The following is a 12,562-nucleotide window of genomic DNA, read 5'->3' on the forward strand; positions in this document are numbered from 1 at the left end:
GATTCCGGCTACCGTCGGCGCGACGCGAATGGCACAACGATGCGAGGGTGGCACCGAGATGACCGCTACCACCGGGGAGCCGGCGGGGAACGACAACCCGATGGCGCAGATCGCCGCCCGGATGCGTGAGCAGATGGCGCAGGGCGACGAGCTGCGGAGCCGGTTGACCGGGCTGACCGGCCGGGCGATCAGCGACGACGAGCAGATCGAGGTGGTCTGCACCGCCGACGACCCGGCCCACGAGCTGCGGATCGACCCCCGGGCCATGCGCCGCTCCTCGGCCGAGCTGGCCGAGCTGCTGCAGGACCTGCTCCGATCGGCCCGGGCGGATCTGCAGCGGCAGACCACCGAGGCGGTACGCGACGTGGCCGGCCAGTTCGGACCGCAGGCGCTGATCGGCGATCCGGCCGCGGCACAGGCCAAGCTGGCACAGATCAACGAGCTGGTCAGCGGCCCGATGCGGCAGAGCAGTGAGCTGCTGGAGCGGCTGCGCCGCCAGTTGTCGATCTGAGCTGAGCGGACATTCGCCGAAACGTTGGCAGGTACGTACGGCGGAGGCACGGAGCGGGGGAGCAACCTTCGATGCCCGCTTGCTAGGCTCGGCCCCTGCCGCACACGTGAGCGGCAGGGCCCACGGGGAGGGTTGATGATCGAGGTTGACGTGGGCGCGATCCGCGCCTTGGCCAAGGATATCGAACAGCAGACCGCGCCTGGGTTGGAAGCGGCTTCCGAACGGCTGAACAACACCAGGGCCATCGAACACAGCAACTTCACCGTGGTGGCCCCGTCCCTCGCGGTCGTGTATGTCGCCGCAGTGGAGTTCATGGAGGAGGAGCTGCGCACCAAGCGGGCCCACCTCACCGAGATCCAGTCCCGGCTGAACACCAACGCCGACAACTGGGAAGCGACGGAAGAAGCCAGCACCATCGTGCCCCGCTGAGGTGAGGACCGCATGCCAACGAGCAATTCGGCCTTGGCCGCAAAGGCGGCCCTTGTTGAGATCACGATCGCCTGCGCGGTCATTCCGGGGGCCTGGCCGGTCGCCCAGATCGTCTACTTCAACCAGTGCGACCCGGAGGCCATGCTGGACGCCTCCCAGGAGTGGATGCAGCTCTACCGCGAGCTCGAGGTCGCCCGGCAGTGCCTGGATCAGTCGGTCTCCGCGGTGTCGGCGGAGCAGTGGTCCGGTGCGGACCGGGACGCGTTCGGCGAACACGTGCAGAAGTACGACGTGCAGATAGTCGGCAGCCAGGTCGTCGCCGTGGCGGTCTCCGTGGGCCTGATCTGCGTCGCCGTGGTGCTGCTCGTCCTGATCGTCGCGTACGCGCTGTTCTCCACGATCCTTTGCGCCTTCGCCGTCTTCATCGCCGCGGCGGCGGCCAGCATAATCGGTGCGCCCGCGGCGGCCTCCGCCGAGGCGACCGCCAATTCGATCGCCGCTACGGCGGTGACCATGCTGAAGACTATCGAGGCCGCGGCCGAGGGAGCCGCCATCGGCGCCGCCGCCGCCATCACCGGAGCCCTCGCCTTCGACGTCGGGGTGCAGTTGGGCAGTGGCAACACCGACGTGCTGAAGGATCTCGTCCAGGCCACGGTCGACGGGCTGGACAACGTGGCCGTCGGGTTCCTCTCCAAGCTGGAGCGGGACTTCGTCGGCCACGGGATCTACAACGGCGGTAGGCACGTGGCGGGCTCGCCCTACGGGCCGGGATCCCTGATGTACGGCGGCACGACGCAGTACGGGCCGACGGATGACGGCTACGGCACGGGCGGCGTGGTGGACAACATCTGGAAGCGGTTCTTCGACGAAGACGCCATCAACAACTGACCCTCCGTCAGTCCCAGCGGTTGCCGGTGAGCTTCTCGTAGACGTCGATGTAGCGCGCGCGGGTCGCCTCGACCACCTCGGCGGGCACCTCGGGGGCCGGCGGCTGCCGGTCCCAGCCGCTGCCGGTGGCCCAGTCGCGGACGTACTGCTTGTCGTAGGAGAACTGGGCCCGACCCGGCTGGTACGACTCGGCCGGCCAGAACCGGGACGAGTCGGAGGTGAGCAACTCGTCGGCGAGGATCAGGCTGCCGTCCGGCGCCCAGCCCATCTCGATCTTGGTGTCGGCGATGAGGATGCCCCGGTCGGCGGCGATCTCCGCGCCGCGGCGGTAGACGTCGATGGTGATCTGCCGTAGCCGCTCGGCGGTCTCCCCGCCGAGTTTGTCGACCACCTGCGCGTAGGTGATCGGCTCGTCGTGTTCGCCCTTGGGCGCCTTGGTCGACGGGGTGAAGATCGGCTCGGGCAGGATCGACGCCTCCACCAGGCCCCGGGGCAGCTCGACACCGGAGACCGCGCCGGTACGGCGGTACTCCTCGAACCCGCCGCCGGTGAGGTAGCCCCGGGCCACGCACTCGACCGGGACCATCTCCAGCCGCCGGCAGCGGATCGCCCGGCCGGCGAACTCCTCCGGCACATCGGTGGCCGAGATCACATGGTTCGGCACCAGGTCGGCGAGCCGCTCGAACCACCACAGCGACAGGGCGGTGAGCAGGCGGCCCTTGTCCGGGATCGGGGTCGGCAACGCCACGTCGTAGATGGAGACGCGGTCGGAGGCGACCAGGATCAGGTCGTCGCCGTCGGCGTAGACGTCCCGGACCTTGCCGGAGTGCAGAAGTTCCACGGCGCCTAGTACACCACGGGGCCGGACCGTCGTCCGGTGCGGCCACCGGCCCTCCCACCGGTACGGCCGGCAGCCCGCTCCGGCATTGACACCCTCGCGCGGGCCCTGGGTAAATGATCCATCCGCAGCATTCGCCCGCGCCCCAGGGAGAACCCGTGCGCGCTCCGCAGTCCGTGCCCCGTACCGGTGTCGGCCGGCGGCGGCTCCTCGGCGCGCTGACCGGGCTGCCGCTGCTCGCCGGCGGGCTGGCCGGCTGCGGGCCGGAGGAGCAGGCCCGGGTCGACGACGGGCCGGTCGAGCTGTCGGTGTTCTGGTGGGGCGGGACCCGCCGGGCCGACGCCACCGAGCAGGCGCTGCGCCTCTACTCGCAGCAGAATCCCCGGGTCCGATTCCGGTTCACCTGGCAGGGGCTGACCGGCTACTACGATCGGCTGGCCACCCAGGCGACCGGGGGCAACGTGCCCGACCTGTTCCAGATCGACGACACGGTGCTCACCGAGTACGCCCGGCGGGATATCGTCCTCGACCTCAGCCGGTACGTCGTCGACCGGCGGCTCGACCTGGGCGGCCTGCCGGAGCACCTGGCCCGCTACGGCCAGGTGGACGAGCGGACGAGGGCGGTCGCCGTCGCGCAGACCAACGCCGCGCTCGTCTACAGCCGCGACCTGCTGCGCCGCCTGCGGCTGCCCGAGCCGAGCACCGGGATGCCGTGGAACGAGTACGTGCAGTGGGCCGCCCAGGTCACCCGCGCGTCCGACAACCGGGTTGCCGGCACGACGGACCCCTCCGGCGACTACCGGGCGCTCTGGCTCTGGCTGCGGGGCCGGGGCGGCGAGTTCTACCGGGGGCGGCAGCTCGGTTTCGGCTCCGCCGAACTGATCGACTGGTTCGACTTCTGGGAGGTGGCCCGCCGCGACCGGGCCACGCCCGGCACCGCGCTGGTGGAGCTGGCGGACAGCGGCGAGCTGGCCCAGCAGCTCGTGGTCACCGGGCACGCCGCCGCGTCCTTCGCCTGGTCGCACGAGCTGCCCGAGCTTCAGCGCCTCACCGACGACGAGCTGGGCATGATCACGTTCCCGGGCACCCCGGTCGCCCAGTGGCCGCGGGCGTCGATGTACTGGGCCGCCTTCCAGGGCACCCGCCACCCCGGACTGGTCGTCGACGTGATCAACTTCCTGACCACCAACGTGGCGGCCGGCCGCATCCTCGGCATCGAGCGCGGGCTGAACGCCAGCGTCCCGGTACGGCGGTACGTCGAGCAGGGCGTCACCGACCGGCCGGGTAAACGGGTGGTGGCCCTCGGCGCCGACCTGGCCGACCTGATGGGCCCGGCGCCCGCGCCGCCGCCGAAGGGGCACGCGCGGGTGCGTACCCTGCTGATCGCCGCCGCCGAGAGCATCCGCGCCAAACGGTCGGGCGCCCGGGCGACGGCCTCCCGGTTCGTGGCCCAGGCGAACGCGGCCCTGGCCGAGTGAAGCGACGTGCCCGGGCCCGCGGAGGGACCCGACGGTCGGACCGGCCGTCAGCGCGGCGGGCCGCCCCGCCGGTTCCGCGTCATCCGCATCAGCACGAACACCAGCAGCACGATCACCCCGACCCCGACCAGGCAGCAGAACAGCCCGAGGAAGCCAAAGGCGCCCCGGGACCGCCGCCGGGCCTCCTCCGTCACCAGCTCGCCGGTCGCCGTGGACGCCCACGCCGCGACCGGTACGAACACGGAGAGCACGACCGTACCGAGGACCGCACCGAGCCGGGCCCACCACCTGTTCCACGCAGACATGCAGTCATCCTCGCCGAGCCGCGCAACCCGGGGCCGGGCGGGTGAGGCGAATACCGCCGGCCGGGAATCACCGGCCGGCGACGGTGAGATCGGCCCGGCCGTGGTCGAGCCCGTCGAGCTGGTCCAGGGAACGCACCGCCGGGATCGGCGAGGGCAGCAGCCACAGTACGCACAGCATGCCGCCGATCGCCGCGATCCACAGCGTGGGTCGGAGGCCGAGCCAGCTGCCGAGCACACCGCCGGTCAGCGCACCCAGCGGCCGGATGCCGTAGTTGACCGCGGAGTACGCCCCGGACACCCGGCTGCGCAGACCGTCGGGGATGACGGCGGCATTGAGCGCGTTGAGGTTGACGTCGAACAGCATCACGCCGATCCCGGAGAAGAACTCCGCCCCGCCCACCAGCATCGCCCTCGACCAGAGTGGCCCGTCGGCGACGGCGACCAGGAGGATCGAGGCCGGGAAGACGACGGCGCCGAGCACGATGCTTCGACCCACGCCGATGCGGGCGGACAGTCGGGGTGCGGTCACCGCCCCCAGCAGGCCGCCGACCGCGCCGGCGCCGAGCGCGAGGCCGAGCAGCCCGGCGGGAAGGCCGAGCGTACGGCTGGCGAAGAGCACGAGCAGCGCGTTGAACACGAAGCTGAAGTAGTTGACCGTCGTGGTGCAGCCGAGGCTCGCCCGGAGCCCAGGGTGCCGCAGCGTGAACGCCAGCCCGTCCCGCGCCTGCCGCCACAACGTCACCGGCCGGGGATCGTCGGGCTCCGCGGTCCGCGCCGGCGGATCCCGGCGCACCCGGCCGATGCTCAGCGCGGATACCACGAACGAGGCCGCGTCGACGAGGATCGTGATGGGCGCGGTCAACGCCTGGACCAGCGCGCCGCCGAGGGCCGGTCCGGCGATGAACGAGATCGACCGGCTGGCGCTGAGGGCACCGTTGGCGTCGAGATAGCGGGACCGGTCCACGAGCAGCACGAAGAAGGCCGGATAGGTGGTGTTGAACAGCACCGACGCGGCGCCGGTCAGGAACGCCACGGCATAGAGCTGGGCCAGCGTGCCGGCGTCGAACGCGAACGCCACCGGCACCGTCACCAGCAGCGCGGCCCGGATCAGGTCCGCCGCCACCAGGAGCCGCTTCTTGTTCGGCTGCCGGTCCACCCACGCGCCGAGGAAGATCGCGGCGAGGTTCGGTAGCCACACCAGGGCGGTCAGCACCGACACCTGGGCAGCGGTGGCGTCGAGCACGAGCACCGCGAGGAGCGGGAAGGCCAGCTCGGAGATCCGATCGCCGAACTGCGAGACGGTGTGCGCGACGAAGAACGACCGGAAGCCGGGTTCGCGGAGCAGCGATCGGCGCGGCGCGGCCGGGCCGGTCACCGCTCCTCCGCCTCGGGCATGACGTACCGCATGAAGCGAACGTGCCGGCCGTCCGGCGGCTGGTCGGCGGCGTCCCGCGTGACGTACGGCGCGAGCACCTGCTCGATCGCGGCGTTGACGGCGGCCAGCTCGGCCACGGTCAGCCGTACGCCGGTGTTCGACACGCCCGCCTCCCGCCGCCACTCCGGTTCGAGCCGCGGCTCGACCTCGGCCACCCACCGCTGCGGGGCGTCGGCGTACTGCGCGAATATCGCCCGGCTCAGCACCTGGCTGGCGGCCTGCCCCTCCGCGTCGTCGGGGAACTGGAACCGGAACCCCCGGCTGCTCGCCTCCCAGTAGCGCTTCCGCGCGTCCCCGCCGGTGCCGCTGTCGCCGACCAGCCCGAACCCCGCCAGGTGGCGTAGATGCCAGCTGGTCACCGAGGGCGTCGCGCCGACGTGCTCGGAGAGTTCCGTGGCGGTCGCCGGGCCGTACCGCTGGAGCCGCGCCAGGATGGCGAGCCGGACCGGGTGCGACAGCGCCCGCATCGCCTTCGGGTCGGTCAGCTCCAGGTCGCCGTACGGGTTGCCCTGCCCAGGCGGATTTCTGAGAGACATGTTTCGAGAGTATCGTCTCAGAAATTGCCCGGCAATCCCCTCCGATCGAACGGTTCTCGGGAACGACGAAGGGCCCCGGAGAAATCTCCGGGGCCCTTCGTCGTGAGTAGCGGGGACAGGATTTGAACCTGCGACCTCTGGGTTATGAGCCCAGCGAGCTACCGAGCTGCTCCACCCCGCGTCGGCTCGTACAGCCTATCGCATCCCCGCCGTGGAGATCAGCCGGGTCCGGCGATCGTCGGTGGCGCACACGGAGAAGGGCCCCGGAGGCATCTCCGGGGCCCTTCGTCGTGAGTAGCGGGGACAGGATTTGAACCTGCGACCTCTGGGTTATGAGCCCAGCGAGCTACCGAGCTGCTCCACCCCGCGTCGGTTCGTCTACCGTAGCGCACGAACCCCACGGGGCGCAAAACGGGACCTCAGTCCAGCCACCGCCGGATCGCCTCGGTGGCCCGCCGGCTGTCCGCCTCGAACTGCGGCCGGTCGGTGGAGCTGCTCTCCCAGCCCTGCTCCCACAGCACGGTGACCACGTCGCCGATCCGTACCGCCCGCACCAGGTGCACCTCGTCGTCGCCGGTCGGATCGCCGTTGACGTCCCGGTACGGCGTCCGGATCTCGAACAGCATCGACTCCTCGCCGTATCCGGGGCCGCCGAGCAGGCGCTGCGTGGCGGTCACGCCCGGCGCGTCCGGCAGGTCCTGCCGCGGGCAGTCCCGGACCGCCTGCCGCAGCTCCCGCAGCGCCTCGACCGCCCGGCCGGCCCGGTAGACGGTGACGCTGTGCCGGTAGCTGCCGCCCGGCACCGCCTCGGCCGGCGCGCCGGCCAGCTTGAACGGCAGGGTCCGGGCCCGGCGTACCACGACCTGCGTCTCACCGGGCCGGGCACCGCAGAGCGGCGGCAGCACCGGCCCGGGAAGGAACTGGCTGCCGGCGCCGGTGTCGTTGGCGGGGGGCAGGGCGAAGAAGGCCCGGTCCGGGATGCTCGTCGGGGCCGCCGGCCGGGTCGTCGGGGCCGCCGGTCGGATGCTCGCCGGCGCCGGGTTCGGCGTACCGGAGCGGGTCGGCGGGATGGCACTCGGTGACGGCGTACCGGAGGACGGCGACGCGGTCGACGGACCGGCCGTGGGGGTGACGGCGGGTGGCCCGGGCCGGGCGTCCGGCCCGGCGGCGAGCACGAGCTGCGTGCCCACGGCGGTGCCGGCGACGAGTACGGCCGCGGTCAGCGCACCCAGCGTGGTCCGGTGGCGGGCCCGGCGGTCGGCCCGCCGGCGTACCTGGTCCGGGGCCGGCAGCGCCCGCCCGTCGGAGTCCGCGGCCAACGCCCGGTAGAGGCTGGTCAGCTCACGCGACATCGTCGACCTCCAACTCCTCCGTGGCCAGGCCGGGCAGCAGCTCGGCCAGCCGGGTCCGGCCCCGGGACAACCAGGACTTCACGGTGCCGGTGGGAACGGCACTCTCGCGCGCGATCTCCGCCACCGACATGTCGAACAGGTAGTGCAGGGCGAGCGCCTGCCGATGTCGGGCCGGCAACTGGCGCAGCGCGCCGACCAGCAGCACGCTGTCCTCGCCGGGCGGGCCGACATCGTCGGGGGGACCGGTGCGGCTGGCCGCCAGGCGCCAGCCGCGTAACCGGCGCCACCGGTCCGTGGCCAGCCGGCTGATCACCAGCCGGAGCCAGGCCTCCGGTGCCGGATGGGCGGACAGCTTCTCCCACTGCCGCCACGCCCGGGCGTACGCCTCCTGGACCAGGTCCTGGGCATCACCCGGGTCGTCCGCCACCGCGTGGCCGTACCGGAGCGTCCGGGCCGACGTGCTCCGGTAGAAGTCGTCGAAGCTCTTCGCGTCCCTCATCTGGAGATCCCGCCTCCCTCGGTCCACCTGCTTGGTTTACGGGGAAACCGGGTGCCGGGTTGCGGCCGTTCCGTCCGGTATACGACAAGAGCCCATGGCCGGGACCGCTACGGGTCCGGGCCACGGGCTCGATGGTCGGGCTGGCGTCAGCCGTTCGGTGTCGGCGACGGCGACGCCGGGCTGCCGCTGGCCGACGGGGCGGGCGACTTGTTGACCGCCGCCTGCGCCTGCTGGAACGCGGTCATCGCCTCGTCCAGCGTCTTCAGCGCCCGCCCGTACCGCTCGAAGTCACCGGACGCCTGGGCGGCCTTGACCTCGCCGATGGCGCTCTGCACCTTGTCGGCGGCCTGGGCCAGCTCGCCGGTGAGCACCGGCTGGCTGGTGCCGCCAGTGGGCGGCGGGTTGCCGCCCGGGGCGGGCGGGTTACCGGTCCCGGCCCGCTTGCCCTGCTCGACGAGCTGTTTGATGCCGTCGGACAGGTTGTCTGCCAGCACCATGTAGGACCCGCCGTCTCCGTACGACAGCAGCACCTTCTGCAGCAGCGGGTAGGCGTCCTGCTGGTTGCTCTTCACGTACACCGGCTCGACGTAGAGCATGCCGTCGCCGAACGGCAGCGACAGCAGGTTGCCGTACTCCACCTGCGCCTGGTTGGAGGAGGAGAGCCAGTTGAGCTGCTGCCGGATGTCCGAGTCGGTGTTGGTCATCTGCTGGTGCACCTGGACCGGGCCGGCCGTGCGGGTCTGGTCGGGCAGATCCAGCACCTGCAGCCGCGGCTGGCCGTCCACGTACGACCCGGAGATCAGCGCGGCCAGGTTCTGCCGGCCGTTCGGGGTGACCGCGGAGGTGAGCTGGAAGCGCGGCTCCTGCTGCTCCGGGAACTGGGTGAAGAGGTAGTACGGCGGCTGCTTCTGCCCGCTGTCCGGCGCGTCGGGGGCGTTCGGCACCTGCCAGAAGTCCTGGCCGGAGTAGAAGTCGCCGGGGTCGGTGACGTGGAACCGGGTGAGCAGGTTGCGCTGCACCTTGAACAGGTCGGCCGGGTAGCGGAAGTGCGCGGACAGCTCCGGCGGGATGTCGCTCTTCGGCAGCACCAGGTCACCGCCGAACGCCTTGTTCCACGCCTTGAGCACCGGGTCGGTGTCGTCGAACTGGTAGAGCCGCACCGTGCCGTCGTACGCGTCGACCGTCGCCTTGACCGAGTTGCGCATGTAGTTGACGTTCTCCCGGGCGAGCTGGAAGGTGCCCCGGCCGGTCAGCTCGTCGGCCGTCTCGGCCTGGAGGTTGACCCGGTCGGCGTACGGGTAGGTCGCGGCCGTGGTGTAGCCGTCGATGATCCAGAGGATCCGGCCGTTCACCACCGCCGGGTACGGGTCGCCGTCCAGGGTGAGGAACGGCGCGACCTTCTCCACCCGGTCCCGCGGGTTGCGCACGTAGAGCAGCTTGGAGTCCTTGTTCACGTTCTCGGAGAGGAGGAAGTTCGACTCCTGCTCCTTGATCGCGTAAAGCAGCCGCCGGGTGAACGAGCCGATCTTGACGCCACCCTCACCGGTGTACGTGTAGTACTGCTCGCCGCCGGTCGAGGTCGGGCGGTCGAACTCCACGTTGCGGTCGCCGGTCTGCCCGACGATCGCGTAGTCGTCGCCTGTCATCCGCTCGCCGTAGTAGATCCGCGGCTGCTCGGCCGGGATCTGCTCGGTCCCGGACGCGCAGCCCTGCGCCTGCTTGTCCGACTCGCCGAGGAAGCCGGAGACGAAGTACGGCAGGCCGTTGCAGATCCGGTTGGCGGGGGCGGCGACCAGCCCGTACCCGTGGGTGTAGACGGTGTGCCGGTTGATCCAGTTGCTCTGCTGCGAAGTCAGCTTGCCGTAGTTGATCTCCCGGACGCCGACCACGTAGTCGGAGGTCTTGCTGTCGACGGTGTACCGGTCGATGTCCAGCTTCGGGCCGAAGTCGTAGAAGCCGCGCACCTGCTGGAGCTGGGTGTACGTCTCGGAGACCAGCTGCGGGTCGAGCAGCCGGACGTTCTGCACCACCGAGGTGTCGGTGGCCAGGCTGGGCGGCGGGACGAGGTTGCTCGCCGCGTACCCGGTGGTCTTCGCGCCGGTCAGCCCGAACGCGCCCCGGGTCGCCTCGATGCTGCGCTGGATGTACGGCGCCTCCTTGTCCCGGGCGCTCGGCTTCACCTCGAAGGTCTGCACCGCCCACGGGTAGATGCCGCCGATCGCCACCGCCGAGACGCCGAGCAGGGCGAGCGAGATGCCGGGCCAGACCAGGTTCCGCATCACCGCGTTGGAGAACACGATGATCGCGATCGCCACCACGATCGAGATGTACGCCAGGATCTCCTTCGCCGGGAGCAGCGCGTTCACGTCCGCGTAGCCGGCGCCGTAGAGCTTGGCGCCCTCGTTGTACTCCAGCAGCATCGCCCGCCGGTCCAGCACGTACGCGACGGCCTTGAGCAGGACGAAAACGGCGACCAGCGAGCTCAGGTGGGCGCGGGCGGCGCTGGTCATCCGGTCCCCGACGCCCTGCAGCCGCACCCCGCCGTAGAGGTAGTGCACGGCCAGCGCGCCGAGCAGGGACAGCACCACCGCGGTGAACGCGACGCCGAGCAGGTAGCTCCAGAACGGCAGCTGGAAGACGTAGAACCCGACGTCGATCCCGAACTCCGGGTCCTTCACGCCGAAGCTGCCGCCGTTGCGGAACAGCATCCACTGGCCCCACCGGCTCTGCGCCGACAGCCCGGCGAAGAGCCCGATGACCGCGGAGACCAGGGCGATCCAGGTGCCCAGCCGGGGGCCCAGCAGCATCCGGTACCGCTCCAGGGTGGCCTGCTCGGGCGAGTGCGGGCGCAACCGGGGTCGCAGCTGGTACGCCAGCCAGAGATTGCCCGCGATGAGCGCCGCCAGGCCGGCCCCGACCAGGAGGAACAGCGTCAGTCGGGTGGCGAGGACGCCGGTGAAGACCTGGGTGTAGTGGACCTCGTCGAACCACAGCCAGTCGGTCCACGCGTTGACCCCCCACCCGAGCAGGGTGAAGAGCAGGAACACCCCGATCAGAACACCGACGGTGGCGCGTCCGCGCCGACTCATCCTCGGCAATGGGCTGCTACGCATGACCACTGTTGGCTCCGCACGCTCGATGTGATCGGCTCCGACCAGGCACCCAGAGTACGGGGTGTTCCTGAACACGTCGGGTCAAGGTCCCGTCACGATCCTCCGCGCGGCCGCCGGGCCGGCTCAGCAGCGCGCCGGCTGCCCCCCGGCGCGCAGCGTCTCCAGCGCCTTCAGCGCGTCGTCCAGCGACGCCACCTTGAGCAGCGGAAGGCCGGGCTGTGGGTTGCGGAGCGCCTCGGCGCAGTTGTCGGCGGGCACCAGGAACACCTTCGCCCCGGCCTCCTTGGCGCCGACCAGCTTCTGGGCGATGCCGCCGATCGGGCCGACCCGCCCGTCGTCGTCGATGGTGCCGGTGCCGGCGATGATCTTTCCGCCCGTGAGGTCGGCCGGCTCCAGCTTGTCGATGATGCCGAGGGCGAACATCAGCCCCGCGCTCGGCCCGCCGATGTCACCGAGGTCGATCTTCAGGTTGAACGGGTGCGGCTGCTGCTGGTCGATCTCGACGCCGATCCGCGGCCGGCCGTCCTGCTCCCGGCTGGTCACCTTGGCGGTGCCGGGCTGCCCGTCCCGGGTGTACCCGATCTTCAGCGCGCTGCCGGCCGGCTTGGCCCGGATCAGCCCGGTGAGCCTGACGGCGCTGGTCACCTGCTGGTCGTCGACCGAGGTCAGCACGTCGCCGGGCTTGAGCACGTTCACCGAAGGCCCGCCCGGGTTGACCGTCTTCACCTGGACCTGGACCGGGTAGCCCAGCTCGCGCAGGGCCGCCGTCTCCGCGCTGGTCTGCGAGGCCTGGAAGTCCTCGACGTTGCGCTTCTCGACCTCCTGCTGCGACTCGCCCGGCGGGTAGACCAGCTCACGGGGCACCACCGCCTCATCCCTGGAGAACCAGCCGGCCAGCGCCGAGCGGAGCCGGACGGTGGGCTGCACCCCGACCGTGGTGAGCCGCAGCTGCCCGGCGGAGGTGGACGTCGGCCGGCCGGTGACCTGGATGATCTCCTTGCCGTTCGAGGTGCCGAGGGTGTTGACCGTCGGGCCGGGACCGAGCACCACGTACGGGAGGGGCACGCTCAGCACACCGATGCTGAGCAGGGCGGTGAGCAGTGCACCGAGGAGTACGGTCACGCCGCGACGTCTCATGCGGCAGAGCGTACCGATCCGCACGTCGGGCTCGGGCGCGG

The 12,562-nt window shown here is 71.4% G+C and carries 12 protein-coding genes and 2 tRNA genes; 4 read left to right on the plus strand and 10 right to left on the minus strand.

Translation table 11 applies throughout. The features are described 5' to 3' along the window. Positions 1–58: 58 nt before the first annotated feature. The 3 genes from ACNAW0_RS15815 to ACNAW0_RS15825 all read left to right on the plus strand — a co-directional run bounded on the left by ACNAW0_RS15815 (position 59) and on the right by ACNAW0_RS15825 (position 1,828). On the plus strand, positions 59–511 hold the full coding sequence (locus ACNAW0_RS15815; protein ID WP_416288616.1) for a YbaB/EbfC family nucleoid-associated protein: 453 nt from the start codon (positions 59–61) through the stop codon (positions 509–511). A 135-nt stretch (positions 512–646) separates the two neighbouring features. Further along, complete coding sequence (locus ACNAW0_RS15820) at positions 647–940, plus strand: hypothetical protein (RefSeq protein ID WP_416288617.1); 294 nt, start codon at positions 647–649, stop codon at positions 938–940. Between the two features lie 12 nt (positions 941–952). Further along, on the plus strand, positions 953–1,828 hold the full coding sequence (locus tag ACNAW0_RS15825; RefSeq protein WP_416288618.1) for a WXG100 family type VII secretion target: 876 nt from the start codon (positions 953–955) through the stop codon (positions 1,826–1,828). 7 nt (positions 1,829–1,835) lie between these two features. Here ACNAW0_RS15825 and ACNAW0_RS15830 read toward each other — a convergent pair whose 3' ends face one another. Further along, positions 1,836–2,669: a phosphoribosylaminoimidazolesuccinocarboxamide synthase gene (locus tag ACNAW0_RS15830; protein ID WP_416288619.1), complete on the minus strand. Its 834-nt coding sequence runs from the start codon at positions 2,667–2,669 to the stop codon at positions 1,836–1,838. 155 nt (positions 2,670–2,824) lie between these two features. On the opposite strand from ACNAW0_RS15830, the gene ACNAW0_RS15835 reads away from it, so the two are divergent. Beyond that, complete coding sequence (locus ACNAW0_RS15835) at positions 2,825–4,144, plus strand: ABC transporter substrate-binding protein (RefSeq protein WP_416288620.1); 1,320 nt, start codon at positions 2,825–2,827, stop codon at positions 4,142–4,144. A gap of 47 nt (positions 4,145–4,191) precedes the next feature. On the opposite strand, the gene ACNAW0_RS15840 is transcribed toward ACNAW0_RS15835, so the two are convergent. The 9 genes from ACNAW0_RS15840 to ACNAW0_RS15880 form a co-directional block, all read right to left on the minus strand. Continuing rightward, positions 4,192–4,449 (minus strand): hypothetical protein, encoded by a 258-nt coding sequence (locus tag ACNAW0_RS15840; RefSeq protein ID WP_416288621.1) that lies wholly within the window; start codon positions 4,447–4,449, stop codon positions 4,192–4,194. A gap of 67 nt (positions 4,450–4,516) precedes the next feature. Further along, positions 4,517–5,824 carry an MFS transporter gene (locus tag ACNAW0_RS15845; RefSeq protein ID WP_416288622.1) on the minus strand — a complete coding sequence of 436 codons (1,308 nt, stop codon included), beginning with the start codon at positions 5,822–5,824 and terminating at the stop codon, positions 4,517–4,519. After that, positions 5,821–6,420, minus strand: coding sequence for an ArsR/SmtB family transcription factor (locus ACNAW0_RS15850; RefSeq protein WP_416288623.1), 600 nt, complete (start codon positions 6,418–6,420; stop codon positions 5,821–5,823). The genes ACNAW0_RS15845 and ACNAW0_RS15850 overlap by 4 nt, the downstream gene beginning before the upstream one ends. Before the next feature lie 107 nt (positions 6,421–6,527). Next, positions 6,528–6,601, minus strand: a tRNA-Met gene (locus tag ACNAW0_RS15855). A 114-nt stretch (positions 6,602–6,715) separates the two neighbouring features. Next, positions 6,716–6,789: transfer RNA gene (locus ACNAW0_RS15860), tRNA-Met, on the minus strand. Between the two features lie 50 nt (positions 6,790–6,839). Continuing rightward, positions 6,840–7,772, minus strand: a complete 933-nt coding sequence (locus tag ACNAW0_RS15865; RefSeq protein ID WP_416288624.1) for a hypothetical protein — start codon at positions 7,770–7,772, stop codon at positions 6,840–6,842. Then, positions 7,762–8,271 (minus strand): RNA polymerase sigma factor, encoded by a 510-nt coding sequence (locus tag ACNAW0_RS15870; protein WP_416288625.1) that lies wholly within the window; start codon positions 8,269–8,271, stop codon positions 7,762–7,764. The genes ACNAW0_RS15865 and ACNAW0_RS15870 overlap by 11 nt, the downstream gene beginning before the upstream one ends. A gap of 146 nt (positions 8,272–8,417) precedes the next feature. Beyond that, positions 8,418–11,384, minus strand: a complete 2,967-nt coding sequence (locus tag ACNAW0_RS15875; protein WP_416288626.1) for a UPF0182 family protein — start codon at positions 11,382–11,384, stop codon at positions 8,418–8,420. A gap of 123 nt (positions 11,385–11,507) precedes the next feature. Next, positions 11,508–12,521: a PDZ domain-containing protein gene (locus ACNAW0_RS15880; RefSeq protein WP_416288627.1), complete on the minus strand. Its 1,014-nt coding sequence runs from the start codon at positions 12,519–12,521 to the stop codon at positions 11,508–11,510. Between the last annotated feature and the right edge of the window lie 41 nt (positions 12,522–12,562).

The organism is Micromonospora sp. SL1-18 (genome assembly GCF_047921505.1).
In the GTDB taxonomy this organism is placed as follows: Bacteria; Actinomycetota; Actinomycetes; order Mycobacteriales; family Micromonosporaceae; genus Micromonospora.

Bases quoted from the DNA above. Each gene is read 5' to 3' on its own strand.
- ACNAW0_RS15815 (WP_416288616.1), top strand. From the start codon at position 59: ATGACCGCTACCACCGGGGAGCCGGCGGGGAACGACAACCCGATGGCG.
- ACNAW0_RS15820 (WP_416288617.1), top strand. From the start codon at position 647: ATGATCGAGGTTGACGTGGGCGCGATCCGCGCCTTGGCCAAGGATATC.
- ACNAW0_RS15825 (WP_416288618.1), top strand. From the start codon at position 953: ATGCCAACGAGCAATTCGGCCTTGGCCGCAAAGGCGGCCCTTGTTGAG.
- ACNAW0_RS15840 (WP_416288621.1), bottom strand. From the start codon at position 4,449: ATGTCTGCGTGGAACAGGTGGTGGGCCCGGCTCGGTGCGGTCCTCGGT.
- ACNAW0_RS15850 (WP_416288623.1), bottom strand. From the start codon at position 6,420: ATGTCTCTCAGAAATCCGCCTGGGCAGGGCAACCCGTACGGCGACCTG.
- ACNAW0_RS15865 (WP_416288624.1), bottom strand. From the start codon at position 7,772: ATGTCGCGTGAGCTGACCAGCCTCTACCGGGCGTTGGCCGCGGACTCC.
- ACNAW0_RS15870 (WP_416288625.1), bottom strand. From the start codon at position 8,271: ATGAGGGACGCGAAGAGCTTCGACGACTTCTACCGGAGCACGTCGGCC.
- ACNAW0_RS15875 (WP_416288626.1), bottom strand. From the start codon at position 11,384: ATGCGTAGCAGCCCATTGCCGAGGATGAGTCGGCGCGGACGCGCCACC.
- ACNAW0_RS15880 (WP_416288627.1), bottom strand. From the start codon at position 12,521: ATGAGACGTCGCGGCGTGACCGTACTCCTCGGTGCACTGCTCACCGCC.